Origin of the sequence: Micromonospora sp. SD12 (assembly GCF_052068495.1) — a bacterium.
Classification (GTDB): Bacteria; Actinomycetota; Actinomycetes; order Mycobacteriales; family Micromonosporaceae; genus Micromonospora; species Micromonospora echinofusca.
Window position 1 is genome coordinate 105103 of the sequence record NZ_JBQHDF010000007.1, and the last position, 26893, is coordinate 131995.

Sequence of the window (26893 nt, forward strand, 5' to 3'; positions counted from 1 at the left end):
GGCCGTTTCGGGACTCCCGCTGGCGACCGAGATTGCCGGCTGTGCTAGCAGGGCGCGTCGGAACTACAGAGTAGGCGCTTGTGAAGGCGTGCACAAATCGCGATCTTGAAAGCTCGCGACGCGGCTTCACCAGCCCCTCCATTCCGCAAGATCGATCCGGCGGCCTCCGCCGGCCGCCGCCCGACCTCCGGGCGGCGCCGTTGGCGCTGGCCGCGCCGATTATTGCTCAATTAAGACTTCTCTGACCAATCGCGCGACCCACGGCTCGCCCACGATCCGGTCACGGTAGGGCCAGCCCTACGCCGCAGAGGCGGGCCGACGGGATGGGTCGGCCACCCCGCGCTGCCTAGCCTCGTGGCATGACCGCCGTACCCGTCACCGCCGACCAGCCCGTGCCGGCGCCGACCATCTCCCGCCAGCTCCTGCTGGACTCCGGCTACGTGCTGCTGGGCCTCCCGCTGGCCCTGGCCAGCTTCGTCGTCCTGCTGGTCGGCCTGGCGGCCGGGCTCGGACTGGTGGTGACGGTGATCGGCCTGCCGATCCTCAGCGGCACCCTCTACGCCGCCCGGGGCCTCGCCGACATCGAGCGGCTGCGCCTCCCCGCCGTGCTGCACCAGTCCCGCATCCGCCCCCAGTACCGGCTCGCCGAGCCCGGGGCGAGCGCCTGGCGGCGCATCTTCGTGCCGATGGGGGACGCGCAGTCCTGGCTCGACCTGGCGCACGGCATCCTCAAGCTGATCGTGGCCATCGTCACCTTCGTGGTCACGCTGGTCTGGTGGGCCGGCGCCGTCGCCGGCACCCTCTACTGGGCGTACGACTGGGCGCTGCCGCACGGCGACCCGGAGGACGTGGGCCTCCCCCAACTCCTCGGCCTGGGCGACTCGACCATCGCGCGGATCGGCCTGCACACCGCGATCGGGCTGTTCTTCCTGATCACCCTGCCGATCGTGGCGCGCGGCTGCGCGCTGCTCCAGGCCAGCTTCGGCCGCGCCCTGCTCACCGGCGTGGCCGAGATGCGCAACCGGATCACCGTGCTGGAGGAGCAGAAACGGGCCGCCGTCTCCGCCGAGGCGAGCGCGCTGCGCCGGCTGGAGCGCGACATCCACGACGGCCCGCAGCAGCGCCTGGTCCGGCTGGCGATGGACCTCAGCCGGGCCCGCCAGCAACTCGCCGTCGACCCGGAGGCCGCCGGACGCACCCTGGACGAGGCGGTCACCCAGACCCGGGAGACGCTCGCCGAGCTGCGCGCCCTGTCCCGGGGCATCGCGCCACCGATCCTGGTCGACCGGGGACTGCCCAGCGCCCTGGCCGCCCTGGCCGGGCGCGGCCTGATCCCGATCGAGCTGCGGCTCGACCCGGAGCTGGGCAGCCCGGCCGGCCGGCTCGACCCGGCGGTGGAGAGCACCGCCTACTTCGTGGTGTCCGAGGCGCTGACCAACGTCGCCAAGCACAGCCGGGCGACCGAGTGCCAGGTCACCGTGGCCCGGCACGAGGGGCGGCTGGAGGTCGACGTCGACGACGACGGGCAGGGCGGCGCCCACCTGGCCAAGGGGCACGGGCTGGTCGGCATCGCCGACCGGGTCCGCGCCGCCGGCGGCCGGCTCTCCGTGGTCAGCCCGACCGGCGGCCCCACCAAGATCCGCGCGGAGCTCCCGCTGTGAGCCGTACGTGGTAGACAGGCGCATGCGGATCGTGATCGCGGACGACGCGGTGCTGCTCCGGGAGGGGCTGGTACGGCTGCTCACCGAGCGTGGGCACGAGGTGGTGGCCGCCGTGGCCGACGGCGAGGCGCTGGTGGCGGCGGTGGTGGCCCACCGGCCGGACGTGTCGATCGTCGACGTCCGGATGCCGCCGTCGCACACCGACGAGGGGCTGCGCGCGGCGGTGGAGGCCCGCCGGCTGGTGCCCCGCACCCCGATCCTGGTCCTCTCCCAGTACGTCGAGGTGTCGTACGCCGACGACCTGCTCGCCACCACCGGCGGCGGCGGGGGCGGGATCGGCTACCTGCTCAAGGACCGGGTGGCCGCGATCGACGAGTTCCTCGACGCGCTGGACCGGGTGGCCGGCGGCGGGACGGTGCTCGACCCCGAGGTGGTCGGGCAGCTCTTCGCCCGGCGCCGGCGCGACGACCCGCTGCGCGAACTCACCCCGCGCGAACGCGAGGTGCTCGCGCTGATGGCCGAGGGCCGCTCCAACACGGCGATCGCGAAGACCCTGGTGGTCACCGACGGGGCCGTCGAGAAGCACGTGCGGAACATCTTCACCAAGCTCCAGCTCCCGCCCGACACCGAGCAGCACCGCCGGGTCCTGGCCGTGCTGGCCTACCTGCGCAACTGACCCGGCACCCGGTGCGGCACCGTCGACGGAGCGGTGGGCGGCCGGGGCACTCGCCGTGGGCCGGGCAGCGGGCGCACCCGCCGTCGGCGGCGCGCGGACCCGCCCGGGCCGGTCAGGGCAGCGTGGCCGCCAGGCCGACGGCCTCGCTGAGGGTGTCGGCGACCGGGTGCCCGGAGGCGCGCAGCCGGGCCGCGTCGGTGAACCCGCCGGTGTAGAGGACGGCGCGGCCCCCCACCGACACGGCGGCGTCGGCGTCGTCGACCGAGTCCCCGATCAGCACCACGTCCCGGCCGTCCACGCCGAGCTCCGTCAGGTGCCGCCGGAGGGACTCGGCCTTGCGGTCCCCGCCGACGCTCGCCCGCAGCCCGTCCACCCGGACGAAGTGCCCGGTGAGCCCGTACGTGTGCACGGTCGGCACCAGCTCCTCGTGGAACCACATGGACAGCAGGGACTGGCTGCCCGGCCAGGCCGCCATCGCGACGCCTGCGTCGTGCGCCAGCTCGCAGGTCGTCAACCCCGTGCGGTACGCGTCGTGGAAGATCCGGTCCAGCCGACCGAACGCGTCGTCGTCGACCGCCCGGCCGAGCACCTCGGCGTAGTAGTCGGCGATCGGCCGGCGGAACCGCACCCGGTGCTCGTCGGCGGTCACGGCGGGCCCGCCGACGCTGGCGAAGGCGACGTTGGTGGAGGCGACCACCAGGCTCAGGTCGTTGAGCAGGGTGCCGTTCCAGTCCCACACCAGGTGGTTGCGCGTAGGGGTCATCCGAGCACCCTAGCGCCCGGGCCGGACATGGCTCGTCAGAGCTGCGGGGTGGTCAGGTCGCGCAGCAGCCGCTCCTCCTCCACCCGCCAGTAGCCGTGCTCCTTGCCGTCGAGCAGCACCACGGGCAGCCGGTCGCCGTACTCACGTTCCAGCTCGATGTCGTCGGTGACGTCCTTCTCGATCCACCGGTCCCCGGTGACCGCCACCACCCGGTCCAGCGCCACCTTCGCCTCGTCGCAGAGGTGGCATCCGGGGCGGGTGATCAGGGCGAGTCGGGGCTCACGCATCGGTCTCCTCCGTCGTGCTGGTGCCGGCCGGGGCCGACGTACGGGTCTCCGGCGACGCCGCCGGGGACGGCACCGGGGCCGGGGACGGCGCCGGCCGGAGCAGGGTCTTGCGTACCTTGCCGATCACCGAGTGCGGCAACTCGTCGACGAACTCGACGGCGGTCGGGCACTTGAACCGGGCCAGGTTGCGGGCGCAGTGGGCGAGCAGTTCGGCCTCGGTCACCGCAGCCCCCGGCGCCGCCACCACGTACGCCCGGACAGTCTCGCCGGTGCGCGGGTGCGGCACACCCAGTACCGCCGACTCGCCCACCCCCGGGTGCGCGCTGAGCACCAGCTCGACCTCGTGCGGGTACACGTTGAAGCCGTTGACCAGGATCAGCTCGCCGATCCGGTCCACCAGGAAGAGGTCGCCGTCGGAGTCGGCGTACGCCACGTCGCCGGTGGGCCACCAGCCGTCGGCGTCCGGGCCACCCCGGCCGTCCGGCCAGTAGCCGGCGAAGACGTTGGCCCCGCGCACCACGACCTGCCCCGGGTCGGTGCCGGGCATGACGTCGGAGAGGTCCAGCTCGTCGGCGTCGTCCTCCGGCTCGGCCACGCCGTCGCGCCACAGGTCGGAACCGTCGGACCCGACCAGACGCAGCTCGACGCCGGGCAGCGGCCGGCCGATCGAGCCCGGCTTCGGCTCCCCGCCGACCAGGGTGGAGGTCAGCACCGGCGCGGTCTCGGTGAGGCCGTACCCGACGTGCACCGGGCGACCGGCGACCTCGGCGAAGCGGGCCGCGACGGCCGGCTCCAGCGGCGCCGCGCCGCAGACCACGGCCCGGACCGACGCCGTCGCCGCGGCCAGGGCGGCGGCGTCCGCCGTGGACCAGGCGGCCACCATCGACGGTACGCCGACCAGCACGGTGACCCGGTGCCGGGCGATCTCGGCCAGCCCCGCGTCGGGGCCCGGGTCGTCGACGAGCACCCCGGTCGCGCCATGGTGGACGACGGCGCCGAGCCCCGTGTTCAGCCCGTACGCGTGGAACAGCGGCAGCGCCAGCAGCACGGTGTCGTCGGCACCGACGACGGGCGGGTCGATGCGCCCGACCTGCTCGTGGTTGGCCGCCAGCGCCCGGTGCGTGAGCATCGCGCCCTTCGGCCGCCCCTCGGTGCCGGACGTGTAGAGCAGCAGCGCCAGGTCGTCGCCGCCCCGGTCGGGGAACGGCGGGCCGGCCGGCGCCACCGGCGGCGCGGTGTGCACGGCGACGAGCGCGGGCAGGTCCCCGGCGACGCCGGCGACCAGGTCGCGCACCCGCTCGGTGCCGATCAGCACCGAGGCGCCGGAGTCGGCCAGCACGTGCCGCAGCTCGGGAGCGGTGAGGCCGGGGTTGACCGGCACCGCGACCAGCCCGGCGCGCAGCGCGGCCAGGAAGGTCACCACGAAGTCGGGCGAGTTGCCGAACGCCACGGCGACCCGGGGCGGGTGCCGGTCGGCGGCGGGGCCCGGCGCGGCCGGCGGCGCCCCGGTCAGGGTCACCAGGGCGTGGGCGGTTGCCGTCACCGAGGCGTCCAACTCGGACCAGGTGACGGTCCGGTCGCGCCAGTGCAGCGCGGGTCGGTCGCCGTCGGCGGTGGCCGCCCGGTGGAGCCGCTCGACGAGGGTCGAGGCGGAGCTGTCGGTTGCGTCCTGCACGGTGGCTGAGTCTGGCACAGCGCGGGGCCTGTGGGCCATGCCCGGCGAGAGCCGGTGCAGCGTCGCGGCGGGCGGGACCGCCCACCCGGGCAAGTCCCGCCCACGGGACGGGCGAGGCGCGCGGACGGGACGGCACCGGTCCCGCGCACGGGACGCGCCCGGGCCCGCCGGGCGCGTCCGACGGTCCTGGGGCGACAGTCGCGCCGGCGCCCCGCCCGACGCGGCGGAATGGGGCACTGACCTGGAATTTCCTTCGCAATCACGCCGCAATCCGAAAGTCAACCGCACACGACGGACAACCGGTCCGCCAGCTGTGCGACGCGGCGGGAAATACTTCCGCCCTGTGTAACGGACTTGCCACGCGTGGGTGACGTTGGCCCTATCATCACTCGGGTCGGCTCACCCCATTTGCCGTGAGTCGACACCCCTCAGCCCGAGGAGGCCCCCGTGCCTGTGAGCGCATTGGACCAGCACCTCAAGGGGATCTGCCGCCCGTCGGCACACCCCGAGCCAGCCCTGCCCGGCCCTGCCGGCCGGGCCACGACGGCCACGCGCCGGCCGGCAAGGCCGGTCGGCGGGACGGAGGCGGCGCGGTGACCACCTTCGGATACGCGGAACGGCCGGCCGGCCTGACCAACCCGGCGATCCGCGGCGCGGTCAACGAGCGGCCCGCCGCGCGGGGCCCGCTGGACGACACGGGCAACCTCGTCGCACGGGGGGACGGCACGTCGAGCCGGACCCGCAACCGGCCGCACCAGAACGAGCCACCGCCACGCTCCGCGACACCGGGCGGCAACGCGAAGCCGGCCGGCGGCCGGGTCGTGGTCCCCGCCCGGCCCACCATGCCGGCGCAGGGCCGCCGCACCACCGAGCCGGCCAAGGCGCCCGACGAGTCGGGCCCGGAGACGGCGGTGCTCCCGGCGGTGCCGGCCGCCCCCGCGCCGGTCAACGCCTCGACGGGCTTCCCCAGCCGTCCCGACCCGTCCGACCCCGCCACCGAGGTGTGGGGGCTGGTCGAGCGGGCCCAGGCAGGCGAGTCCGAGGCGTTCGGGCTGATCTACGACAGGTACGTCGACACGGTCTTCCGGTTCGTCTACTTCCGGGTGGGCAACCGCCAGCTCGCCGAGGACCTCACCTCCGACACCTTCCTGCGTGCCCTCAAGCGGATCGGCAGCTTCACCTGGCAGGGACGCGACCTGGGCGCCTGGCTGGTCACGATCGCCCGCAACCTGGTGGCGGACCACTTCAAGTCGGGCCGCTACCGGCTGGAGGTCACCACCGGGGACGTGTTGGACGCCGACCGCGAGGACCGCGGCCCCGAGGGCAGCCCGGAGGCGGCGGTCGTCGAGCACATCACCAACGTGGCCCTGCTCAGCGCCGTCAAGCAGCTCAACCCTGAGCAGCAGGAGTGCATCGTGCTCCGCTTCCTCCAGGGCTTCTCCGTGGCCGAGACGGCCCGCGCGATGGGCAAGAACGAGGGCGCGATCAAGGCTCTCCAGTACCGCGCGGTGCGGGCGCTGGCCCGGCTGCTGCCGGACGGCTTCCAACCGTAGTCCCGTGCAGGAGACCGCCGTGCATCGATGGATGTACGCGCAGGTCAGCGCCGTCGCGACCCCGTGTCGCCGATCACTTTCCGTGATTTCGCCGCCGCCGGCCCCGTAACCCATGTCCGGTGCGGACCGTTTCTCCGGGTGCGACCGGTGGTGGCCCCGGCATCCCCGGGCCCCCGAGGTCCGGCAGTGCGGCCGGCCACGAGCCTCGTCAGTGGTGTCCCGCCGTCACCGGTCGCTGTCGACGACAGCGGCCGACCGGCCGCGACCAGCGAGAGGAGGTGCCCGCGGTGGACAGCAACCTCTTCTCCCGTCGGCGCGCGGAGCGCTTCGCGCAGCTTCTCGACGAGGCCAACGGGGGCCGGCGACACCACGTCCGTTCCCGGGCCGACGACCAGTTGACCGCGCTCGTCGCGGTGGGTCGCCGGTTGGCCGTGGCCCCGCCCGCCGTGCAGGTGGACCCGGAGTTCCGTACGGGACTGCGGGCCATGCTGCTGGCCACGGCCGAGCGCGAGGGCATCGGCGCCCCGGCCGAGCCGTCGTCCCGGCGCTCCGCCGACGCCGGCCGCAACCGGCTGCTACCGGCGGTGACCGCTCGCCGGGCCCGCGCCCGCGGCGCCATCCTCGTCGGCGTCGCCGCCGGCGCCGTCGCCCTCTCGGGCATCTCCGCCGCCAGCGAGAACGCCGTCCCCGGCGACGCGCTGTACGGCATGAAGCGCTCCACCGAACGCGCCCAGCTCGCGCTGGCCAGCTCGGACGTCAGCCGGGGCCAGCTGTTCCTGGACTTCGCCCGCACCCGGCTCGCCGAGGCGGCCGCACTACGCGGGGACGAGGACGGCTTCAGCGCCGTGCTGGACGACATGGACGCCGACACCCGCCAGGGCGTACGCCTGCTGACCACCGCCGCGGCGCAGCGCTCGGACCCGGCGGCCCTGGACGCGATCAACTCCTTCCTCACCGGCCAGCGCCGGGCGGTCGGCGGGCTCCTCGACGACGCCGGCCGGGCCGACCGCGACCGGACCCGCCGCTCCCTCGCCCTGCTCGACGCGGCCCGCAAGCGCTCCGACGCGCTGCGCGCGGCGATCGCCTGCGGCCTGCCCGCGCCGGCCGGCAGCGACGCCCTCGGCCCGGCACCGGCGAGCTGCCCCGGCGACCGCTGACCCGTCCCGCCGCCCCGGACCGGCCGAGACGTCCGCGCCACAGTTCACCCGTGGGGCGGACGTCCGTCACCCGGGCCCGGCTACCCTCGCGGGAGGCACACGTCGAGCGGAGGGAGGTCGCGTGGCCCGCAGCCGCAAGGTGACGGTCAGCACCGACGCCCATGGTCACACCGCCGGCTGGGCGGAGACCGACCTGGCGCCCCTGGCTCCCCCGGAACCGGATCCGAGCGCGGCGGCCTTCTTCGACGTCGACAACACGATGATGCGGGGCGCGTCGATCTACTGGTTCGCCCGGGGGCTCGCCGCGCGCAACTACTTCACCACCACCGACCTCGCCCGGTTCGCCTGGCAGCAGCTCCGGTTCCGCCTGCTCGCCACCGAGCACGCCGGTGACATGTCGCAGGCCAAGGAGGCCGCCCTCGCCTTCGTCGAGGGCTGGCGGGTGGACGACGTGGAACGCCTCGCGGAGGAGATCTTCGACGAGTTGATGGCGCCCCGGATCTGGGCGGGCACCCGCCAGCTCGCCCAACGCCACCTCGACGCCGGCGAGCGGGTCTGGCTGGTCAGCGCGGCGCCGGTCGAGATCGGCCGGGTGATCGCCGCGCGGCTGGGCCTGACCGGCGCGGTCGGCACCGTCGCCGAGATCGTCGACGGCGCGTACACCGGTCGGCTGGTCGGCGACCTGATGCACGGCCCGGCCAAGGCGGAGGCGGTCTCCCAGCTCGCCGCTGTCGAGGGGCTCGACCTGGGCCGCTGCACCGCCTACAGCGACTCGTGCAACGACCTGCCGATGCTCTCGATGGTGGGCCGGGGCGTGGCGGTCAACCCGGACGCCGCCCTGTTCAGGGAGGCCCGGCAGCGCGGCTGGGACGTCCGCGACTTCCGCACCGGCCGCCGCGCCGTCAAGATCGCCGTACCGTCCACCGCGGCGGCCGGCCTGGTCGCCGGGGCGGTCACCGCCGGGCTGGCGCTGCACCGTCGCCGCCGCGACGGCTGACGGCGTAGACAGGCGCGCGAAGCTGCCGGACCACTGCCGCCGGAACGCTGATACCTGTGCGGCATAAATATGCCTGTGTGGTATCGAGGCGAGGGGACTACACCGCCGGCCGTCGAGGTCCGGCCCAGCGGGCGGGCGCCCCTCAGGGGCCGAACGGGTCCGGGCGCCGTTCCAGGAGCTGGTGCAGGGTCTGCTGGATGGTCTCGCGCACCTGGTCGGCGAGGTTGAACACGACCAGCGGGTCGTCGGCGGAGTCCGTCAGGTGGGCGGTGGGGATCGGCGGGCAGAACTCGATCAGCCACTTGCTCGGCAGCGGCACCACGCCGAGGGGCCCCAGCAGGGGGAACGTCGGCGTGACCGGGAAGTAGGGCAGCTTGAGCAGCCGCGCCAGGGGCTTGATGTCGGCGAGCATCGGATAGATCTCCTCGCCGCCGACGATGGCGACCGGCACGATCGGGGTGCCGGTGCGCAGCGCCGCCGAGACGAACCCGCCCCGACCGAAGCGTTGCAGCTTGTAGCGGTCGGAATAGAGCTTGCCGATGCCCTTGAAGCCCTCGGGGAAGACGCCGACCAGTTCGCCGTTGCCGAGCAGCCGCTCGGCGTCCGGGTTGCAGGCGACCGTCCCGCCGGTCTTGCGGGCGAGCTCGGATACCACCGGCATCCGGAAGACCAGGTCGGCGCCGAGCAGCCGCAGGTAGCGGCGGGCCGGGTGCTGGTCGTGCAGCGCGGCCGAGAGGATCAGCGCGTCCAGCGCCACGGTGCCGGAGTGGTTGCCGACCACCAGGCCGGCGCCCTCGGCGGGCACGTGCTCCAGGCCGGTGACCTCGGTGCGGAACCAGTCCCGGTAGAGCATCCGCAGCAGCGGGTGGAAGACCGCCTCCGTGATGTCGGGATCGAAGCCGAACTCGTCGACCTCGTAGTCGCCGGAGAGCCGGCGACGCAGGAACGCCAGCCCCTTGGCGACCTTGCGGTCCCAGTGGTCGCCGGGCCGGTCCGCTACCGCCGGCCCGCCCGCCGGTGCCGGCGCCGCCCCGTTGCGACCCGCATCGGCCGCCCCGTCCGCCACGGTGGCGGCCGGCTCGTCGCCGGGGGCCGCGGCGACCGCCTCGTCCGTGGCGGCCGGGTCGGGCGTGGCGGGGTGGTGTCCGTTCGCCCGCGCGGGCTCCGCGCCCGGCGCGGCCACCTTCAGCGGTACGTCGTAGCGGCCGTCGCGCCGCTCGTCCGGCGCGTTCACGAGCCCTCCCGTACGGCCGAGCGGACCTGGCGGATCCCGTCCAGCACGAGTTGCTCCGCGACGGCCAACTGGTCCCGGTGCACCACGACCCCGCCGTGGTGGGCGCGGATGAAGTCGTCGAAGGCGGCGGCGGTGGAGCGGGGCGTGAAGCCGTACTCCTGCTCCAGCCGGCTGGTGTCGACGACCCGGCCGTGCACGAAGAGGTCGACCTGGTCGAGGCCGTAGCGGCCGAAGCCGAGGTTGCGGGCGATCGCGGCGGCGCTGGAGAGGCCGGGCTCCAGCACCGGCACGGCGATCCGGCCCGCGCGGCGGATCGCCTGCGACAGGGAGAGCACGCCGGGGCCCGCCACGTTGTACGTCCCCGGGTGGTCCTCGACGATCGACCGGTGCAGCACCTCCAGCGCGTCGTCGAAGTGCAGGAACTGCAGGCGGGGGTCACGCCCGAACACGGTGGGCACCACCGGCCGGGAGAAGTAGCGGGTGAGGGTGGTGTCGGCGGTCGAACCGATGAACGGCGCGAAGCGCAGCACGGTCGCGGTGACGTCGGGGCGCCGGCGGCGGAAGCCGCGGACGTACCCCTCGATGTCGAGGATGTCGCGGCCGAACCCCCCGCGCGGCACCTCGCGCGGCTCGGTCTCCTCGGTGAAGACGGCCGGGTCGCGGAACGACGCCCCGTAGGCCGCCGTCGAGGAGCGCACTACGAGCTTGCGCAGCCGGGGGGCGCGCTGGCAGGCGGCCAGGAGCTGCATCGTGCCGATGACGTTCTGGTCCTTCATCGCCGCGCGCCCGCCGTGCTGCGGATCCGGCGAGGTGATCAGGGCGAGGTGGACCACCGCGTCGACGTCGAGGTCGGCGAGGAGGCCGCCGAGCGAGCCGGCGTCGACGCGGACGCGCTCGACCCGGTCGAGCAGGTCGGTGATCTCGGCGCCGGGCTCGGGCTGGTCGACGCCGATGACCCGTTCGATGCGGGGATCGGCGGCGAGCCGGGCGGCGACGTGTGCGCCGAGGTAGCGGCTGACCCCGGTGACGACGACTACCCCCGGGGCACCTGGGGTGCCACCGGGGGTCATGTCGTGCACCTCCCCCGGCAGGCGGGATCGAGCCGGGACATCCGCGGCGTGATCACCAGAGCCTCCGAGGGTCGACAGTTGGCAAGTGACGACGGGAGCCGGGTCGGGACCCGGCCCCGGTCACTTGCCGAGACGGCGACGCTGGACGCGGGTCTTGCGCAGCAGCTTGCGGTGCTTCTTCTTAGCCATGCGCTTGCGGCGCTTCTTGACCACCGAGCCCATACGAAAGCCTTTCGATGCAACGTGCGGGGCGACCGGATGACGCCACGGTGTGACGTCGGCGACCGCTTGCGGACAACGGACCGGACCAGCGGGGTTTGCGGCAGGGCGCGCCTGCGGTCACGGTCGGGCTCCAGGGTAGCCGGAGAGCGTCAGCAGGACCAACGCGCCCCCGTCGATGCCCGTCACGTCGCCCTCGACGGGCGGCCCGCGCAGGGGTCAGGCGGTTTCCTGGAAGGCGCCCCGCAGGTATTCGTGCACCGCGTGTTCGGGTACCCGGAACGACCGGCCGACCCGGACCGCGGTGAGTTCACCGCTGTGCACCAGGCGGTAGACCGTCATCTTCGACACCCGCATGACCGTCGCCACCTCGGCGACGGTGAGGAACTTGACCTCCGACAGCCGTCCGTCGGACTGCGACCCGGCCATGGCTCACCGACCCATCCCATGCCCGGCGCGTGCGGCCGGACGGGTTCGTCCCGCCCGGACCGGCGACGCGCGTGTTACCAGTACGGTAGCGGGACGGCTGTGACCGGCGCGATCCCTTCGTACAACTGATCATGGTTCCTCGCCTGGCGACCACCCGTCCGGTCGGTTCGTCGGCGAACCCGTTGCGCCCGGCGTCCGATCGGTCCTCGCCGGGAAGCCGCCGTCCCTTCCGGGGGCGGTCGGAGTGCCGCGTGCGGGCCGTGGACGCCGAAGGTCGCGACCCTCGGAGCGGGGGTCACCGCCGCGCGGAAGGCGCCCGGTGGCTCCGGCGGCGCCACCGGAGCCACCGGGCGGGTGCCCCGGGCCGCTTCCGGACGCGGACCGGGGCTCCGCGCTGGGAGCGGGCACCAGTGTGTCAGGTCGTCCGGCGCCGCCCGACAGCGGTCGATCATGAACGGAGCCGACCCGCCCCGGGCCGTGCGCCCGGCCGCCTTCTCCCGCCACTGCCGCCCGTCCGGGTTCCGTCAGCCGACCACGGCCCGCACGTAGGCGACGCACTCGGCGTGCAGGGCGGGCCAGGGTTCGCCGAGGACCCGCTCGGCCGCCTCCGCCACCGGCGTGAGCTCGTGCACCACCGCCGCGAAGAAGGCGCGCAGCCGCTCCGGGCCGAACCGGTCGACCAGATGCCGGACCGCCAGGTAGGAGATGCCGTAGCTGCCGCCGACCCGGTCGGCCGGGGCGTCGTCGGCCGGGCTGAGGCTGTCGAGCCGGCCGTCCCAGCCGCCGCCGAGCAGGCCCCCGACCTCGTCGAGCCCGGCGTACCGGTCGATCGGCTCGCCGTCGGCGCCCGCGTACTCGGCCAGCCCCTCCACCAGCCACCAGGTGTCCCTGCCGGGGTAGCCGCGCTCGGGCAGGGACGCGGCGTGGGTCAGCTCGTGGCGCAGCAGGTCGTCCACCCCGCCGGCGACGAGTCCCTCGGCGTTGAGCACCACCTCGTGGTGGCCGCCGCCGACCGTGACCGCGTACCCGCCGGTCCACTTCGGCCGGCCGCCGCCGTACCAGCGCTGCCACTCGCCCCGGCCGGCGTGGAAGATGCGGTACCGGTCCGGCCTGCGGCCGTCGACGGCGTACGTGTCGGCGATCCTGGCGGCGGCCTCCGCCTGGGCGAGCAGGCCGGGCAGTTCCTTGCGCAGGGCGGGCGTGGTGGCCACGAGCGTACGCGCACCCACCGCCACGGCCAGCTCGCTGACCTCCCAGGGCCGGGTGCCGGTCTCGGCCGATCGGGACGGCTCCACGGCGAGCAGCCGGGGTCGTTCCCCCTCCCGCCAGCGGGTGCCGGTCAGCACGCGGCTGGTGCGGCAGCCCGGGGCGACGAAGCAGTAGCGGAACTCGACCAGCAGCCGCCACTCGCCGGGGCGGCCCTCGACGGGGGTGGGCAGGCCGGTGGCGTCGGCCTCCCAGGTGGTCACCCGCAGCGCGCGCAGCGCGGCGTACCGGCGGCGCAGGTCCGGATGCGCGACCGGCTCCGCGACGGCCAGGAAACCGGCGCGGTCCCCGCCGAGCAGGGCGGCGGACTGCCGGGCCAGTTCCGCCGTCATCCGCTCCCCGAGGCGGCGGACGGCCGCGGTGGCGGGGTCGTCGGACGCGGCGGTGGACGCCTGCGGGGCCGGCGCGTCACCGGCACGTACCAGGCCGGCCACCAGCGCCGCGGGCAGGCCGCAGGCCAGCAGCAGGGCCACCGCCGCCAGTACCACCCCCAGCGGCCGGATCCGCCGCGCCGCCGGCCCGCCACCCACCGCCGACGGGAGAGGCGCGACGGGGGCCGCCGCGGCTTCCGGCGCGCCGGAAGCCGCCGGCACGTTGCCGGCGACCGTCGCGACCGGCGCGGTCGACTCGGCCGGCACGGTGAGCTCAGCACCGTCAGCCGGCTCGGCGCCGTCAGTGGGCTCAGCACCGTCAGCCGGCTCGGCACCGTCAGTGGGCTCGGCGCAGTTGGCGGGCTCAGCGCCGGCAGTGGGCTCGGTGTGGGCGGCGGACTCGGCGTCTCCGGTCGCGGTGGTCGGCGCGTCGTCCGCCGCCGGTCGGCCGTCCGTCCCGGGCTGCCCGTCACTCACCCGCCGAAGGGTACGACCATCCGGGCGGCCGGGCGACCAGGGCCCACCGGGCAAGCCCTCACCGGTCCTCCCGCCGGGGCCAGGACCCCAACGCGCCGTCCAGCGCGGCGACCAGGCTGTCGAAGGAGGCGTCGACGGCGCGGGGCAGCCCGAACCCGCCGGCCGCCTCCAGCGAGACGAACCCGTGCAGGGTGCTGCGCAGCATCCGGGTCGCGTCGAGGGCGTCGTCGCCGTCGAGCCCGTAGCCCCGCAGGGTGGCCCGGATCGCCCCGACGGCCCGCTCACCGGCGGCGACGTGCTCCGGGTCGGTCGGGTCCGGCACCCGCTGGGTGGCCGGGTAGCGACCGGGGTGCCGGTGGGCGTACGCCCGGTAGGCCGTGGCGACGGCCCGCAGCGCGTCCCCGCCGGCCCGGCCCGCGACGGCGGCGGTCAGTTCGTCGGCGAGCTCGGCCGTGGCCAGCGCGGAGAGCTTCTGGGCGAGCGCGTCGGCGCCCCGGACGTGCTTGTAGAGGCTGGGCAGCGCGACGCCGAGCCGGTTGGCCAGCGCGGCGAGGGTGAGCTGGTCGGCGCCGACCTCGTCGGCGAGGCGGGCCGCCTCGCGCACCACGGCGTGCTGGTTGAGCCCGACCCTAGGCACCGGTGACCGCCAGGAACTCGGTGAGCTGGTCGGTCGTGCGGGCCGGCTGGTCAGCGTGCGGGTAGTGGCCGGAGTCGTCGATCATCCGCGCCTCCGCGGTGGCGAAGAGCCGGCGCGCCGCCCGCGCCGCCGCGCCCGGGTCGCGGAAGTCCGGGTCCTTCGTGCCCATCAGCACCAGCACCGGCTGCCGGACCTCGGGGGCGCGGGCGGTCCAGTGCGGCTCGGCGGGCGCGATCAGGCCGCGCATCGCCGCCATCCGGCCGGGCTCGCGCAGCGTGGCGACCATGGCCCTGCGGTACGCCGCGTCGTCGGCCGGCCGGTCGCACGGGAAGAGCGTGCGGTGGAACAGCCCGAACAGCCGTGGGTTGCGCAGCACGGCGGCCAGCCCCATCCGCATGAACGGGTTGAGCTTCGGCTCCTCGACAAACGGGGCGACCTGGACGATGCCGTTGACCAGGGCGGGGGCCTCGGCAGCGGCGAAGACCACGGCCGCCGCGCTGGACGAGCTGCCGACCAGGGTGGCCGGCCCCCCACCGAGGTCGCGGACCACCGCGAGCAGGTCGGCGCCGACCTGCGCCGGGGCGTACGTCGGCCAGCCGACGCTGGACGCGCCGTGCCCCCGTACGTCCACCGAGGCCACCCGGTGCCCGGCCGCGACGAGCAGCGGGACCAGGTGGCGGAACGAGCCGCGGCTCTCCCCCATGCCGTGCGAGAGGACGACGAGCGGCCCCCGCCCGTGCGCCTCGTAGGCGATCCGTCCGCCGCCCCGCTCCACGTAGCTAACTGTCATAACCTGAAAGCTAATGCTCTTAGCCAACGCCGTCAAGGGCTTGACCTCACGCCGGGTTCAGGTCACACGATCGGGTCATGTCGCTCGCCCCCACGCACCTGCGCATCGCCCGACCGAGCCGCGACCTGGCAGCCGCCGAACGCTTCTGGGTCGACGGGCTCGGCCTCGACGTGCTCTGGCGCTCCGCCGCCGAGTCGCCGGGCGAGCACGACCTGCTCATGGTCGGCCGGCCGGGCGAGCACTGGCACCTGGAACTCGTGGGCGGCGAGCAGCTCACCGTCGCGCCGACGCCCACTTCTGAGGACCTGCTGGTGCTCTACCTCGACGGCCCGGTCGACGACGAACTCGTCCGGCAACTGGTACGGGCCGGCGGGACGAAGGTCTCCGCCGGCCCGTACTGGGACCGCTGGGGGGTGACGGTGGCCGATCCGGACGGCTACCGCCTGGTGCTGAGCACCCGGGGCTGGTCGAACGGCTGACTCACTTCTTCGACAGCACGGCCCGGCCGAAGAACATGAGGTTGGCCGGGCGCTCGGCGAGCCGGCGCATCAGGTAGCCGTACCAGTCCTCGCCGTAGGGCAGGTAGGTCCGCACCGTGTAGCCCTCGCCGGCCAGCCGGGCCTGCTCCTCCGGGCGGATGCCGTACAACATCTGGAACTCGAACCGCTCCGGGCCGCGGTCGAACCAGCGGGCCCGGTCCTCGCCGATGGCGATCAGGCGGGGGTCGTGGGTGGCCAGCATCGGGTAGCCGTCGCCGGACATCAGGATGTTCATGCAGCGTACGTAGGACTTGTCCACCTCGCGCGCGGACTGGTAGGCCACCGACTCCGGCTCCTTGTAGGCGCCCTTGCACAGCCGCACCCGGGAACCGGCCGTCGCCAGCTCGCGGCAGTCCGACTCGGTGCGGCGCAGGTACGCCTGGAGCACCGCGCCGGTCGACGGGTGGTCCTTGCGCAGCTTGGCGAGGATGTCGAGGGTCGAGTCCGTGGTGGTGTGGTCCTCCATGTCCAGGGTGACCGTGGTGCCCGCCTCCTCGGCGGCGGCGCAGATCGCCCGCGCGTTGTCGTAGGCGAGCTGCTCGTCGAACATCTGGCCCAGCGCCGACAGCTTGACGCTCACCTCGGCGGCGGGGGTGAGCCCCGCCCCGGCGAGCCGCCGGAGCAGCCCGACGTACTCGTCGCGGGTGGCGGTGGCCTGCTCGGGGGTGACGGTGTCCTCGCCGAGGTTGTCGAGGGTGACCGCGAGACCGTCGTCGACGAGTTCGCGGGTCGCGCGCAACGCGTCGTCGGTCTTGGCGCCGGCGACGAACCGGCGGACGAGGTCCCGGGTGAACGGGGCCGTCGCGACGAGCCGCTCGACCTGGGGTGACCGGGAGGCGGCGAGGATGACGGTACGGAGCATGGATCGAGCCTAACGCCCGCCGGTGGGCCCGCGCGGGGCAGCGGCGCAGCCCCGGAGGTCAGGTCCCAACCGCATCACAGGCACCAGCCGCGGGGGGACGGCGGTGGCCCCCATCGGTTACAACGATGACGTGGAACAACGCCCCCGCCGCCGGCTCCGGTCGGCCTCCGTGCAGCTCGGCGCGCTCACCGTCCTCGCGCTCACCCTCTCCGGCTGCAACATGACCTCGGACGACGACGATGACGACTGCGCCCTCGGCCCGGTGGGCGGCGGCGACACGGTGGCCCTGGCGCTGCGGGCGCCCGTGGTGACCACCGGTCGCGCCGCGCCGGAGCCGACCGCCGCGGCGGTGCCCGACCGGGGCGGCTTCGGCACGCACCTCGCCTCCTGCGGCGGCTGACGTGCGCCGGGAGTCGGTCACCCCCCGCCCGGACTGGGACGCCACGATCCGTTCCCAGGGCCTGGTGTACGTCGACACCGAGCTGCCCGACGGCGGCATCATGTCGTACTGGGACGAGACCGCCGCGTACGCGTTCGAGCTGGACGAGGTGCTGCGGCTGGAGGAGGCGACCGAGGAGCTGCACCACATGTCGGTCGCCGCCGCCGAACACGTCGTCGCCCGCCGCCGGCACGCCGAGTTCGGCATCCCGGACTGGGCGGCCGAGGCCGTGGCCCGGTCGCTGCGCGAGGCGCCCCCCACCCTCTACGGGCGCTTCGATCTGGCCTACGACGGCAGCTGGCCGCCGAAGATGCTGGAATACAACGCCGACACCCCCACCGCGCTGGTCGAGGCGAGCATCGTCCAGTGGTACTGGCTGGAGCACACCCGGCCGGAGCTGGACCAGTGGAACAGCCTGCACGAACGCCTCGTCGGCGCCTGGGCGAAGATCGGCGCGGGCCTGCACGACCGCCGGGTGCACGTGCTCTGGTCGAACGAGGAGGAGTCCGGCGAGGACCACATGACGGCCGGCTACCTCGCCGAGACCGCCCGCCAGGCCGGGCTGGAGGTCACGCTCCAGCCGATCCAGCACATCGGCTGGGACGGCCGGCGCTTCGTCGACGCGGCCGACCAGCCGGTCACCACCTGCTTCAAGCTCTATCCGTGGGAGTGGATGCTCGCCGAGCCGTACGGGCCGCTGGCGCTGGAGCCGGGCACCCCGACGACCTGGATCGAGCCGGCGTGGAAGCTGCTGCTGTCCAACAAGGCGCTGCTCGCCGTGCTCTGGGAGCTGTACCCCGGCCACGAGCTGCTGCTGCCGGCGTACCTCGACTCGCCGCGCGGCATGACGGAGTACGTGGCCAAGCCGCTGCTCGGCCGGGAGGGCGGCTCGGTGCGGATCGTCACCGGCGGCACCGAGATCACCAATCCGGGGATATACGGCGACGAGGGCTGGTGCTACCAGGAGTTCCGGGCGCTGCCGGAGTTCGCCGGCAACCGGATGGTGCTGGGCAGCTGGATCGTCGACGGCGAGTCGGCCGGGGTGGGGGTGCGGGAGAGCGCGAGCCTCATCACCGACGGCTACGCGCGGTTCCTGCCGCACTACATCGACGCGCCACGGGCCCCCTGAGTCGTCTACCGTTGTGGGCGTGAACTTCGACGCGTACGCCCGGACCGGCGTTGACCTCGTCAACGCCCGCCTGGACGACCTCGACGACCTGCGGGCCCTCTTCCCCGACGACAACGCGTGGATGCGCGACGAGGTGGCGGAGCGGGACCTGGCGACATTCCGGCGGGCGCAGAAGCGGTTGCGCGACGTCTTCGAGTACGGCACCTCCGGGCGGGACGCCCAGGCGGTGACCGAGCTCAACGCCATGCTGGAGGCGTTCCCGGTGCAGCCCCGCATCTCCGGGCACGACTCCAGCGACTGGCACATGCACGTGACCAGCCGGGGCGCCTCCGTGAGCGCCGAATACCTGGCCGGCGCGGCCTGGGGGCTGTCGGTCTGGCTCTGCGAGTACGGCAGCGCCCGGTTCGGGGTGTGCGCCGACGAGCGCTGCGGCAACGTCTACCTGGACACCTCGTCCAACTGCTGCCGGCGGTTCTGCTCGGAACGCTGCGCCACCCGCTCGCACGTCGCCGCCCACCGCGCCCGCAAGCGCGCGGCGATCGGCGAGCAGGCCGGCGCGGGCACCAAGGAATCGCTCACCACGGCCGTCTGACGCCCCGTCCCCGGCCGGCCCCCACGCGTCGGCCGGGAGACGGCCCCGACCGGCGCCTCGACCGAGGCTCAGGCGTCGACCGGGGACGGCGTGCCGAGGTGCTGGCGGGCGAACGCCAGCGCCTCCCGCAGGTCGGCCTCCCGCACCGCGCGGCTCTTCGCGCCCCGGGTGGTGACCTCCACGGCGACCGAGCCGGTGAACCCGCGCCCGGCCAGCGAGGAGAGCAGCTCCCCGCACGGCTGGGTGCCGCGGCCCGGCACCAGGTGCTCGTCGCGGCCCTCGCCGGTGCCGTCGCCGAGGTGCACGTGGGCCAGGCCGGCGCCCATCCGGTCGGCCATCGCCAGCGAGTCGGTGTGCGAGGCGGCGCAGTGCGACAGGTCGAGCGTGTAGGAGGCGTAGCCGGTCTCGGTCGGGTCCCAACCCGGCACGTACGGCACGAACTGCCGGCCCGCCATCCGGACCGGGTACATGTTCTCCACCGGGAAGCGCAGGTCCGGGTAGTCGGCGGCGATCGCGGCGAGCCCGTCGGCGAAGCCGCGCGCGTAGTCCCGCTGCCAGGTGAACGGCGGGTGCACCACCACGGTGGGCGCCCCGAGCGTCGCCGCCATCTCCGCCGAGCGGCGCAGCCGCTCCCACGGGTCGGGGCTCCACACCCGCTGGGTGACCAGCAGGCAGGGCGCGTGGACGGAGAGCACCGGGACGCCGTAGTGCTCGGCGAGCCCTCGCAGCGCGCCGACGTCCTGGCTGACGGCGTCCGTCCAGACCATCACCTCGACGCCGTCGTAGCCGAGGGCGGCGGCGAGCTGGAACGCCGCCGCGGTCCGCTCAGGGAAGACCGAGGACGTGGACAGGAGCACCGGGACGCGGGAAGTCACACCATCGAGGGTAGCCGGGATCGATCGACACCTCGTGACGAGAGATTGCAAACCGCCCAGATCACACTTCCCGCGCCCACTCGGGACCGGCTTCCGTTCGCGACTGCGGGGCCCGCCGACTCACACCGGACCGAGCTGGTCCAGGCGGCGCAGGATGACGCCCTCGCGCAGCGCCCAGGGGCAGATGTCCAGCGCGTCCACGTCCAGTTGGCGCAGCACGGCCTCGGCGACGACCGCCCCGGCGAGCAGCTGGTGCGCCCGGCCGGCACTGACCCCCTCCAGCTCGACGAGCTGGGCCGGCGGGATGTGCCGGATGAACGCGAGCACCTGCCGCAGCCCGGCGCGGGTCAGCCGGCGCGGCGCCCACAGGCCGGCGCCGGAGGGGGCCGCACCGGCCAGCCGGGCCAGGGTCCGGAACGTCTTCGAGGTGGCCACCGGCCGCTCCCAGCCCACCTCGGTCATCTGCGCGACGACCGGTTCGAGCAGCCCGTCGACGTACGCCCGCAGCTCGTCGACCGCCTCGGCCGGCGGCGGCGCCGCGCTGTCGGGGGCCACCCGGAGCCGGTCACGGGTGAGCCGGCCGGCACCGAGCGGCAGGGAGACCGCGACGGCCGGGTCCTCGTCGATGCCGGCGGCGATCTCCAGCGAGCCACCGCCGATGTCCAGCACCAGCAGCCGGCCCGCCGACCAGCCGAACCAGCGCCGCACCGCGAGGAAGGTCAGCCGCGCCTCGTCCGCGCCCGGCAGCACCTCCAGGCGTACGCCGGCCTCGTCGCGCACCCGGGCCAGCACCTCGGCGGCGTTGGTGGCGTCGCGGACGGCGGAGGTGGCGAACGCGATCAGGTCGTCGGCGCCGAGCCCGACGGCCGCCGCCTTGGCCATGCCGACCGCCTTGACCAGGCCGTCCGCGCCGGCCTCGGTGAGCGCACCGTCCGGGCTGATCTGCTCGGCCAGCCGCAGCACGACCTTCTCCGAGTGCGCCGGCCAGGGGTGCGCCCCGGGATGGGCGTCGACCACCAGCAGGTGCACCGTGTTGGAACCGACGTCGAGGACACCCAGTCGCATGCTGAAGACACTAGGGCCAACCGGATTGCGCGGCTCGGCGGACCGGTGGGGGCGCCGGGCGTACGCTGGGCCGGGTGACAGGCCAGATCGAACTCCGCGTGCTGGTGGACGACCCGGACGACCCGCGCAGCCGCGAGGTGCCCCTGGACTTCCCCCGGGAGTGGATCGAGTTCACCGACCCGGCGGACGACAACCACCTCATCCGGGCCGACCTGACGTGGCTGCTCTCCCGCTGGACGTGCGTCTACGGCCGGGGCTGCCACGGCATCGTCGCCGGCCGGGCCGCCGACGGCTGCTGCTCGCACGGCGCGTTCTTCACCGACTCCGAGGACGAGCAGCGGGTCCGGGCCGCGGTCAAGCGGCTGACCCCGGCGACGTGGCAGCACTTCCGGCGCGGGTTCAAGAACTGGACCGAGAACGACACCATCGACGGCAAGAACTCCGCCCGCCGCACTGCCACGCAGGGCGCGGACGGGCCGTGCGTCTTCCTCAACGACGCCGGCTTCCCGGCCGGCGCCGGGTGCGCCCTGCACGCGCAGGCGCTGCGCGACGGGGTGCATCCGCTGGAATACAAGCCGGACGTCTGCTGGCAGCTGCCGATCCGCCGCGACCAGGAGTGGGTGAAGCGGCCGGACAACACGAAGGTGCTGGTCTCCACGCTCTCCGAGTTCGACCGGCGGGGCTGGGGCGCCGGCGGGCACGACCTGGACTGGTGGTGCACCTCCTCCACCGACGCGCACGTCGGCACCGAGCCGATGTACGTCTCCTACGGCCCGGAGCTGACCGCGCTGGTCGGCGCCCCCGCGTACGCGAAGCTGGCCGAGGTCTGCGGGGCACGCGGGCGGCAGGGCCTCATCGCCCCGCACCCCGCCGACGGCGCCTGACACCGACCGACGACGAAGGGGCCCGCATGCGGCGCGGGCCCCTTCGTGCGTACGCCGGTCAGGGCTCGAACTTGTAGCCCAGACCCCGCACGGTGACGATGAAGCGCGGGGCGGACGGCTCCGGCTCGACCTTGGAGCGCAGCCGCTTGACGTGCACGTCGAGGGTCTTGGTGTCGCCGACGTAGTCGGCCCCCCAGACCCGGTCGATGAGCTGGCCCCGGGTGAGCACCCGGCCGGCGTTGCGCAGCAGCAGCTCCAGCAGCTCGAACTCCTTGAGCGGAAGCTGCACGGGGGCGCCGTCGACGGTCACGACGTGCCGCTCGATGTCCATCCGCACCGGGCCGGCGGCCAGCGTCGGGCCGCCCGACTCGGCGGCCTCGGCGCTCTGCCGCCGCAGCACCGCCCGGATCCGGGCGACCAGTTCCCGGGGCGAGTACGGCTTGGTCACGTAGTCGTCGGCGCCGATCTCCAGGCCGACCACCTTGTCGATCTCACTGTCCCGGGCGGTGACCATGATGATCGGCACGTGCGAGCGCTGCCGGAGCTGCCGGCACACCTCGGTACCGGACATCTCGGGCAACATCAGGTCGAGCAGCACGATGTCGGCGCCGGTCCGGTCGAACTCGGTGAGGGCGGAGGTGCCCGTCGCGGCGACGGAGACCTCGAAACCCTCCTTGCGGAGCATGTACGACAGGGCGTCGGAGAACGACTCCTCGTCCTCGACCACCAGAACGCGGCTCAACGGGACTTCCTTTCCATGTGCTGTCAGGCCTGCCGGAGTTCGGCCGGAGCGGCCTCGATCCCAGCGGAGGGTGGTGTCGCCGGGACCTCGTCGGGGGGACGGGTGGGCAGCCGGAGGGTGAACGTCGATCCACCACCAAGAGTGCTCGACACCTCCACCCTTCCGCCATGGTTGCCGGCGATGTGTTTCACGATGGCCAGCCCCAGGCCGGTGCCGCCGGTGGAACGGGACCGGGCCTGGTCGGCCCGGTAGAACCGCTCGAAGATCCGGTCGACGTCGGTCGGGGCGATCCCGATGCCCTGGTCGGCGACGGAGATCTCCACGTGTTCGTCGGTGGCGCGTGCGGTGATCCGGACGGTGGTGTCCTCGCCCGAGTAGTTGACGGCGTTCTCCACCAGGTTGGACACGGCCGTGGCGAGCTGGGTGTCGCTGCCGTGGACGGTCAGGCCCCGCTCGGCGTCGACGGTCACCTCGATCCGGCGGGCGGCGGCGGAGGTGCGGGTCCGGTCGATCACCTCGGCGATGACCCACTCGACCGCGACGGGCTCCGGCGGCGGCTGCGGCTCGGCGCCCTGGAGCCGGGTCAGCTCCAGCAACTCCTGCACGAGGCGGCCCAGCCGGGTCGACTCGTGCTGGATGCGCTCGGCGAACCGGCGGGCGGCGACCAGGTCCTCGGAGAGGTCGGGCGCGCCCGCGCCGGCCGGTTCGGTGGCGTCCAGCAGCGCCTCGGCGAGGAGCTGGAGGGCCCCGATCGGCGTCTTGAGCTCGTGGCTGACGTTCGCGACGAAGTCGCGCCGGACGCGCGCCAGCCGGTGCGACTCGGTCACGTCGGACGCCTCGACGGCGATGAAGCCGGCCCCGATCCCCATCGCCCGCAGGTGCACGCCGAGCGGGTTCACCCCGGCGTTGTCGCGGCCCCGGGGCAGGTCCAGCTCGATCTCGCGCCGCACGCCGGTGCGCCGCACCTGCCCGGCGAGCGTACCGATCAGGGGGTGGGCGGCGATCGAGCCCTGGGTGGGGCCGGTGCGGAGCAGCCCCATCGCGCGGGCGGCCGGGTTGACCAGGACGGGCAGGTCGTCGGGGTCGAGTACGACCACGCCGGCCCGCAGCGAATCGATGGTCCGGCGACCGATCCCGGACTGCGGATCCTCGGCTATCGGGAGCCTCCCGGAGGTGTTGGGGAAGCCGGACCGGCTCCCCGCCCGCGTGGCGCGCTCGCCCAGCGCCGGGACGAACCGGGGCAGCAGCACCCCGGCGATCAGCCCGACCGCCAGTCCCACGGCCACCGCGACCGTCACCGCCCATTCCACCCGGCGATCGTAGGGTCATTGTTAACCTGGCAACCACCACAAATGGGATGAATCACCTTCACTTCCGGGAAAGTTCACTCCCGCGCCGAGCGTCGTTCACCGGGGTTCACCTCGGGTCCCCCCGTCCGACCTACCGTGGGCGGCGCACCTGCTCCCCGCCGGCCTCCCGGGCCGGCGACCACCGACCACAGGACGTGACAATGCGCGACGAGTTCCGGGCTGACCTGCAGATCGTCAGCCAGCTGCTGGTGGACATGGCGGAGGGGGTCCGGGCCGCGATGCGGCAGGCCACCCGCGCCCTGCTCACCGCGGACCGCCGGGCGGCCGAGACGGTGATCGAGCGGGACGCCGAGATCGACGAGCTCTACCGGCACGTCGAGGAGCGGGTCTGCGACCTGCTCGCCCGGCAGGCCCCCGTCGCCTCCGACCTGCGCGCGATGATCACCGCGCTGCACGTCGCGGCCGACCTGGAGCGGATGGGCGACCTGGCCGACCACGTCGCCAAGACCGCCCTGCGCCGGCACCCCTCGCCGGCCGTTCCGGCGGAGCTGCGACCGACCTTCACCGACATGGCAGCCATCGCCGACCGGATGGCCATCAAGATCGGCTCGGTGCTCGCCAAGCCCGACGCCGACCTCGCCGCCGAACTCGACGGCGACGACGACGCCATGGACGACCTGCACCGCAGCCTGTTCGGGCTGCTGCTCGGCGAGGACTGGCCGTACGGGGTGGAGACCGCCATCGACGCCACCCTGCTCGGCCGCTTCTACGAGCGCTTCGCCGACCACGCCGTCAACGCCGGCGAACACGTGGTCTACCTGATCACCGGGCAGACCACCCCCACGGCGAACTGAGCCGTACGCGAAGGGCCCCTCCCCCGCGCAACCGCGCCGGGAAGGGGCCCCTTGCGTGCCTGGGTCAGCGGCCCTGGTTGGCCACGGCGGCAGCGGCCGCCTTCGCGGCGGCCGGGTCCAGGTAGGTGCCACCCATGGTGAGCGGGCGCAACTGCGGGTCCAGGTCGTAGCGCAGCGGGATGCCCGTGGGGATGTTCAGCTTGGCGATCGCGGAGTCGGAGATCTGGTCCAGGTGCTTGACCAGGGCGCGCAGCGAGTTGCCGTGCGCGGCCACCAGCACCGTGCGGCCGGCCAGGATGTCCGGCACGATCGAGTCGTACCAGTACGGCAGCATCCGCTCGACGACGTCCTTGAGGCACTCGGTGCGGGGCATCAGCTCGCCCGGCAGCAGCGCGTAGCGCGGGTCGCCGACCTGCGAGAACTCGTCGTCGTCGGCGATCGGCGGCGGCGGGGTGTCGTACGAGCGGCGCCAGAGCATGAACTGCTCCTCGCCGTACTCCTCCAGGGTCTGCTTCTTGTTCTTGCCCTGGAGGGCGCCGTAGTGCCGCTCGTTGAGCCGCCACGACCGCCGCACCGCGATCCAGTGCCGGTCGGCGGCGTTCAGCGCCAACTCGGCGGTGCGGATCGCGCGGCGCATCACGCTGGTGTGCACCACGTCCGGCAGCAGGTCGTGCTCGCGCAGCAGTTCGCCGCCGCGGCGCGCCTCGGTCTCGCCCTTCTCCGTCAGGTCGACGTCGACCCAGCCGGTGAAGAGGTTCTTGGCGTTCCAGTCGCTCTCGCCGTGCCGCAGCAGGACCAGCGTCCCGACGGTGGGCCCCTCGCTAGCAGTCATGCCGATCATCCTGCCGCACGCCGTCGGACGACGCGCGGGCAGTGGTCGTGACGACCACCACGTGGAAAATGCGCTGCCCGGAGATCCGGCCTGGCACTAGGTTGTAAGGCGCAACAATCAAGACGGTCATTACGGGCGGGGGCGCCGACGTGCGGACGATGCAGGGCTGGTTCCGGGAGACCACCGGCGGCCTGCCGGTCACCTTCTGGTACCTGTGGGCCGGCACCCTGATCAACCGGCTCGGCTCGTTCGTCCTGGTCTTCCTGGCCATCTACCTGACGCAGGAGCGCGGCTTCTCCCCGGCCCAGGCGGGGCTGGTGCTCGGCCTGTGGGGCGTCGGCGGCGCGGTCGGTACCACCGCCGGCGGCACCCTGAGCGACCGCTGGGGCCGACGGCCCACCCTGCTCACCTCGCATCTCGGCGCGGCCGCCATGATGCTCGCCCTCGGCTTCGCGCGGGAACTGTGGGCCGTCGCGCTCGGCGCCCTGCTGCTCGGCATGTTCGCCGAGGCGGCCCGGCCCGCCTTCGGCGCGATGGTGATCGACGTGGTGCCCGAGAAGGACCGGCTGCGGGCCTTCTCGCTGAACTACTGGGCGATCAACCTCGGCTTCGCCAGCGCGGCCATCCTCGCCGGCCTCGCCGCCGAGGCCGGCTTCCTGCTGCTCTTCGTGGTCGACGCGACCACCACCGTGATCACCGCGCTGATCATCTTCGTCAAGGTCGGCGAGACCCGGCGGGCCCCCGTCGTCGGCAACGGCCACAAGGGCGCCGGCGCGCCGGCCGGGGCGCTGCGCACCATCCTGCGCGACCGGGTCTTCCTCGGCTTCGTGACGCTCAACCTGTTCGCGGCGCTGATCTTCCTCCAGCACATCTCGATGCTGCCGATCGCCATGGGCGACTCCGGTCTCAGCCCCACCACCTACGGCTCGGTGATCGCGCTCAACGGGGTGCTGATCGTGGTCGGGCAGCTCTTCGTACCCCGGCTGATCAGGGGCCGGAGCCGGTCGCACGTGCTCGCCCTCGCGTCGGTGGTGATGGGCGTCGGGTTCGGGCTCACCGCCTTCGCCGACACCGCCTGGTTCTACGGCCTGACCGTGCTGATCTGGACGGTCGGCGAGATGCTCAACTCGCCGTCCAACGCCACCCTGATCGCCGAACTCTCCCCCGCCGAGCTGCGCGGCCGCTACCAGGGGGTCTTCTCGCTCTCCTGGCAGGGGGCCGCCGCGATCGCGCCGGTCCTCGGCGGCCTCGTCCGGGAGCAGGCCGGCAACGCCCAGCTCTGGCTCGGCTGCGCCGCCATCGGCGCGCTGATGGCGGTCGCCCACCTGGTCTCCGGCCCGACCCGGGAGCGGCGGGCCACGACGCTGCGGGCGGCCACCGGTCCCGCCGTACCGGTGGTGGCGATCCAGTCGCCCGCCCCGCAGGCGGCCGAGGCGGCAGCGACGGCACCCGCCGAGCCGGCGACGGTCGACGCCCGGGCGTAACGGGCGCGGAGCAGCCGGCAGGGC

Annotated in this window: 28 protein-coding genes; 12 read left to right on the forward strand and 16 right to left on the reverse strand. The window is 74.2% G+C overall.

Features of this window, described 5'->3' with window-relative positions; genetic code table 11:
* Positions 1–359: 359 nt before the first annotated feature.
* Both ACTMS2_RS16120 and ACTMS2_RS16125 read left to right on the forward strand, forming a co-directional pair.
* Positions 360–1661, forward strand: a complete 1302-nt coding sequence (locus ACTMS2_RS16120) for a sensor histidine kinase (protein WP_441176089.1) — start codon at positions 360–362, stop codon at positions 1659–1661.
* A gap of 22 nt (positions 1662–1683) precedes the next feature.
* Positions 1684–2337, forward strand: coding sequence for a response regulator transcription factor (locus ACTMS2_RS16125; protein WP_088998230.1), 654 nt, complete (start codon positions 1684–1686; stop codon positions 2335–2337).
* 112 nt (positions 2338–2449) lie between these two features.
* Here ACTMS2_RS16125 and ACTMS2_RS16130 read toward each other — a convergent pair whose 3' ends face one another.
* The 3 genes from ACTMS2_RS16130 to ACTMS2_RS16140 are packed head-to-tail and all read right to left on the reverse strand — an operon-like array spanning position 2450 to position 5101.
* A complete protein-coding gene (locus ACTMS2_RS16130; RefSeq protein ID WP_441176090.1) occupies positions 2450–3100 on the reverse strand; it encodes an HAD family hydrolase in 651 nt (216 codons plus the stop codon).
* A 35-nt stretch (positions 3101–3135) separates the two neighbouring features.
* Positions 3136–3387: a glutaredoxin family protein gene (locus ACTMS2_RS16135; protein WP_088998228.1), complete on the reverse strand. Its 252-nt coding sequence runs from the start codon at positions 3385–3387 to the stop codon at positions 3136–3138.
* Complete coding sequence (locus ACTMS2_RS16140; protein ID WP_441176091.1) at positions 3380–5101, reverse strand: AMP-binding protein; 1722 nt, start codon at positions 5099–5101, stop codon at positions 3380–3382. The genes ACTMS2_RS16135 and ACTMS2_RS16140 overlap by 8 nt, the downstream gene beginning before the upstream one ends.
* Before the next feature lie 554 nt (positions 5102–5655).
* Here ACTMS2_RS16140 and ACTMS2_RS16145 point away from each other — a divergent pair.
* The 3 genes from ACTMS2_RS16145 (at position 5656) to ACTMS2_RS16155 (ending at position 8769) form a co-directional block, all read left to right on the forward strand.
* Positions 5656–6615: an ECF subfamily RNA polymerase sigma factor, BldN family gene (locus ACTMS2_RS16145; RefSeq protein WP_441176092.1), complete on the forward strand. Its 960-nt coding sequence runs from the start codon at positions 5656–5658 to the stop codon at positions 6613–6615.
* 287 nt (positions 6616–6902) lie between these two features.
* On the forward strand, positions 6903–7772 hold the full coding sequence (locus ACTMS2_RS16150; RefSeq protein WP_441176093.1) for a DUF5667 domain-containing protein: 870 nt from the start codon (positions 6903–6905) through the stop codon (positions 7770–7772).
* Positions 7773–7893: 121 nt separating this feature from the next.
* The gene (locus ACTMS2_RS16155; protein WP_363619838.1) at positions 7894–8769 is read left to right on the forward strand and encodes an HAD family hydrolase; all 876 of its coding nucleotides are present in this window, start codon (positions 7894–7896) and stop codon (positions 8767–8769) included.
* 142 nt (positions 8770–8911) lie between these two features.
* Here the strand turns inward: ACTMS2_RS16155 and ACTMS2_RS16160 are convergent, their stop codons facing one another.
* The 7 genes from ACTMS2_RS16160 to ACTMS2_RS16190 all read right to left on the reverse strand — a co-directional run bounded on the left by ACTMS2_RS16160 (position 8912) and on the right by ACTMS2_RS16190 (position 15262).
* Positions 8912–9721: a lysophospholipid acyltransferase family protein gene (locus ACTMS2_RS16160; protein WP_441176265.1), complete on the reverse strand. Its 810-nt coding sequence runs from the start codon at positions 9719–9721 to the stop codon at positions 8912–8914.
* A gap of 278 nt (positions 9722–9999) precedes the next feature.
* Positions 10000–11073, reverse strand: a complete 1074-nt coding sequence (locus tag ACTMS2_RS16165) for an NAD-dependent epimerase/dehydratase family protein (protein ID WP_441176095.1) — start codon at positions 11071–11073, stop codon at positions 10000–10002.
* A 120-nt stretch (positions 11074–11193) separates the two neighbouring features.
* Positions 11194–11295 carry a 30S ribosomal protein bS22 gene (locus ACTMS2_RS16170; protein ID WP_007465623.1) on the reverse strand — a complete coding sequence of 34 codons (102 nt, stop codon included), beginning with the start codon at positions 11293–11295 and terminating at the stop codon, positions 11194–11196.
* A 216-nt stretch (positions 11296–11511) separates the two neighbouring features.
* On the reverse strand, positions 11512–11721 hold the full coding sequence (locus tag ACTMS2_RS16175) for a helix-turn-helix domain-containing protein (protein WP_007465625.1): 210 nt from the start codon (positions 11719–11721) through the stop codon (positions 11512–11514).
* Between the two features lie 524 nt (positions 11722–12245).
* Positions 12246–13835, reverse strand: a complete 1590-nt coding sequence (locus tag ACTMS2_RS16180) for a hypothetical protein (protein ID WP_441176096.1) — start codon at positions 13833–13835, stop codon at positions 12246–12248.
* Between the two features lie 58 nt (positions 13836–13893).
* Positions 13894–14472: a TetR/AcrR family transcriptional regulator gene (locus ACTMS2_RS16185; protein ID WP_350822407.1), complete on the reverse strand. Its 579-nt coding sequence runs from the start codon at positions 14470–14472 to the stop codon at positions 13894–13896.
* Positions 14465–15262, reverse strand: a complete 798-nt coding sequence (locus tag ACTMS2_RS16190) for an alpha/beta fold hydrolase (RefSeq protein WP_441176097.1) — start codon at positions 15260–15262, stop codon at positions 14465–14467. Before ACTMS2_RS16190 ends, ACTMS2_RS16185 begins: the two co-directional genes overlap by 8 nt.
* Positions 15263–15339: 77 nt before the next feature.
* Here ACTMS2_RS16190 and ACTMS2_RS16195 point away from each other — a divergent pair, with 77 nt between their 5' ends.
* Positions 15340–15741 (forward strand): VOC family protein, encoded by a 402-nt coding sequence (locus ACTMS2_RS16195; RefSeq protein WP_441176098.1) that lies wholly within the window; start codon positions 15340–15342, stop codon positions 15739–15741.
* A gap of 1 nt (position 15742) precedes the next feature.
* On the opposite strand, the gene ACTMS2_RS16200 is transcribed toward ACTMS2_RS16195, so the two are convergent.
* Positions 15743–16663 (reverse strand): proline dehydrogenase family protein, encoded by a 921-nt coding sequence (locus ACTMS2_RS16200; protein ID WP_088998222.1) that lies wholly within the window; start codon positions 16661–16663, stop codon positions 15743–15745.
* Positions 16664–16793: 130 nt separating this feature from the next.
* Between ACTMS2_RS16200 and ACTMS2_RS16205 the strand changes: the two genes are divergently transcribed.
* Genes ACTMS2_RS16205 through ACTMS2_RS16215 form a run of 3 tightly spaced genes read left to right on the forward strand, consistent with a single transcriptional unit; the run spans position 16794 to position 18823 of the window.
* Complete coding sequence (locus ACTMS2_RS16205; protein ID WP_441176099.1) at positions 16794–17063, forward strand: hypothetical protein; 270 nt, start codon at positions 16794–16796, stop codon at positions 17061–17063.
* A 1-nt stretch (position 17064) separates the two neighbouring features.
* Positions 17065–18231: a glutathionylspermidine synthase family protein gene (locus ACTMS2_RS16210; RefSeq protein WP_441176101.1), complete on the forward strand. Its 1167-nt coding sequence runs from the start codon at positions 17065–17067 to the stop codon at positions 18229–18231.
* 19 nt (positions 18232–18250) lie between these two features.
* Complete coding sequence (locus ACTMS2_RS16215) at positions 18251–18823, forward strand: CGNR zinc finger domain-containing protein (protein ID WP_101415254.1); 573 nt, start codon at positions 18251–18253, stop codon at positions 18821–18823.
* Between the two features lie 68 nt (positions 18824–18891).
* Here ACTMS2_RS16215 and ACTMS2_RS16220 read toward each other — a convergent pair whose 3' ends face one another.
* A complete protein-coding gene (locus tag ACTMS2_RS16220; RefSeq protein ID WP_199184597.1) occupies positions 18892–19698 on the reverse strand; it encodes a sugar phosphate isomerase/epimerase family protein in 807 nt (268 codons plus the stop codon).
* Positions 19699–19818: 120 nt separating this feature from the next.
* Positions 19819–20763: a Ppx/GppA phosphatase family protein gene (locus ACTMS2_RS16225; RefSeq protein ID WP_441176102.1), complete on the reverse strand. Its 945-nt coding sequence runs from the start codon at positions 20761–20763 to the stop codon at positions 19819–19821.
* Between the two features lie 74 nt (positions 20764–20837).
* On the opposite strand from ACTMS2_RS16225, the gene ACTMS2_RS16230 reads away from it, so the two are divergent.
* Positions 20838–21647 (forward strand): hypothetical protein, encoded by an 810-nt coding sequence (locus ACTMS2_RS16230; RefSeq protein ID WP_101412897.1) that lies wholly within the window; start codon positions 20838–20840, stop codon positions 21645–21647.
* Between the two features lie 58 nt (positions 21648–21705).
* On the opposite strand, the gene ACTMS2_RS16235 is transcribed toward ACTMS2_RS16230, so the two are convergent.
* Positions 21706–22389 carry a response regulator transcription factor gene (locus tag ACTMS2_RS16235; RefSeq protein ID WP_088998216.1) on the reverse strand — a complete coding sequence of 228 codons (684 nt, stop codon included), beginning with the start codon at positions 22387–22389 and terminating at the stop codon, positions 21706–21708.
* Positions 22390–22412: 23 nt separating this feature from the next.
* Positions 22413–23699 (reverse strand): sensor histidine kinase, encoded by a 1287-nt coding sequence (locus ACTMS2_RS16240; RefSeq protein ID WP_441176103.1) that lies wholly within the window; start codon positions 23697–23699, stop codon positions 22413–22415.
* Positions 23700–23899: 200 nt separating this feature from the next.
* On the opposite strand from ACTMS2_RS16240, the gene phoU reads away from it, so the two are divergent.
* On the forward strand, positions 23900–24553 hold the full coding sequence (gene phoU / locus ACTMS2_RS16245; protein ID WP_357972793.1) for a phosphate signaling complex protein PhoU: 654 nt from the start codon (positions 23900–23902) through the stop codon (positions 24551–24553).
* A gap of 64 nt (positions 24554–24617) precedes the next feature.
* Here phoU and ACTMS2_RS16250 read toward each other — a convergent pair whose 3' ends face one another.
* Positions 24618–25385, reverse strand: a complete 768-nt coding sequence (locus tag ACTMS2_RS16250) for a phosphoglyceromutase (RefSeq protein ID WP_441176104.1) — start codon at positions 25383–25385, stop codon at positions 24618–24620.
* A gap of 149 nt (positions 25386–25534) precedes the next feature.
* Here ACTMS2_RS16250 and ACTMS2_RS16255 point away from each other — a divergent pair, with 149 nt between their 5' ends.
* Positions 25535–26869, forward strand: a complete 1335-nt coding sequence (locus ACTMS2_RS16255) for an MDR family MFS transporter (protein ID WP_441176105.1) — start codon at positions 25535–25537, stop codon at positions 26867–26869.
* Positions 26870–26893: the final 24 nt, after the last annotated feature.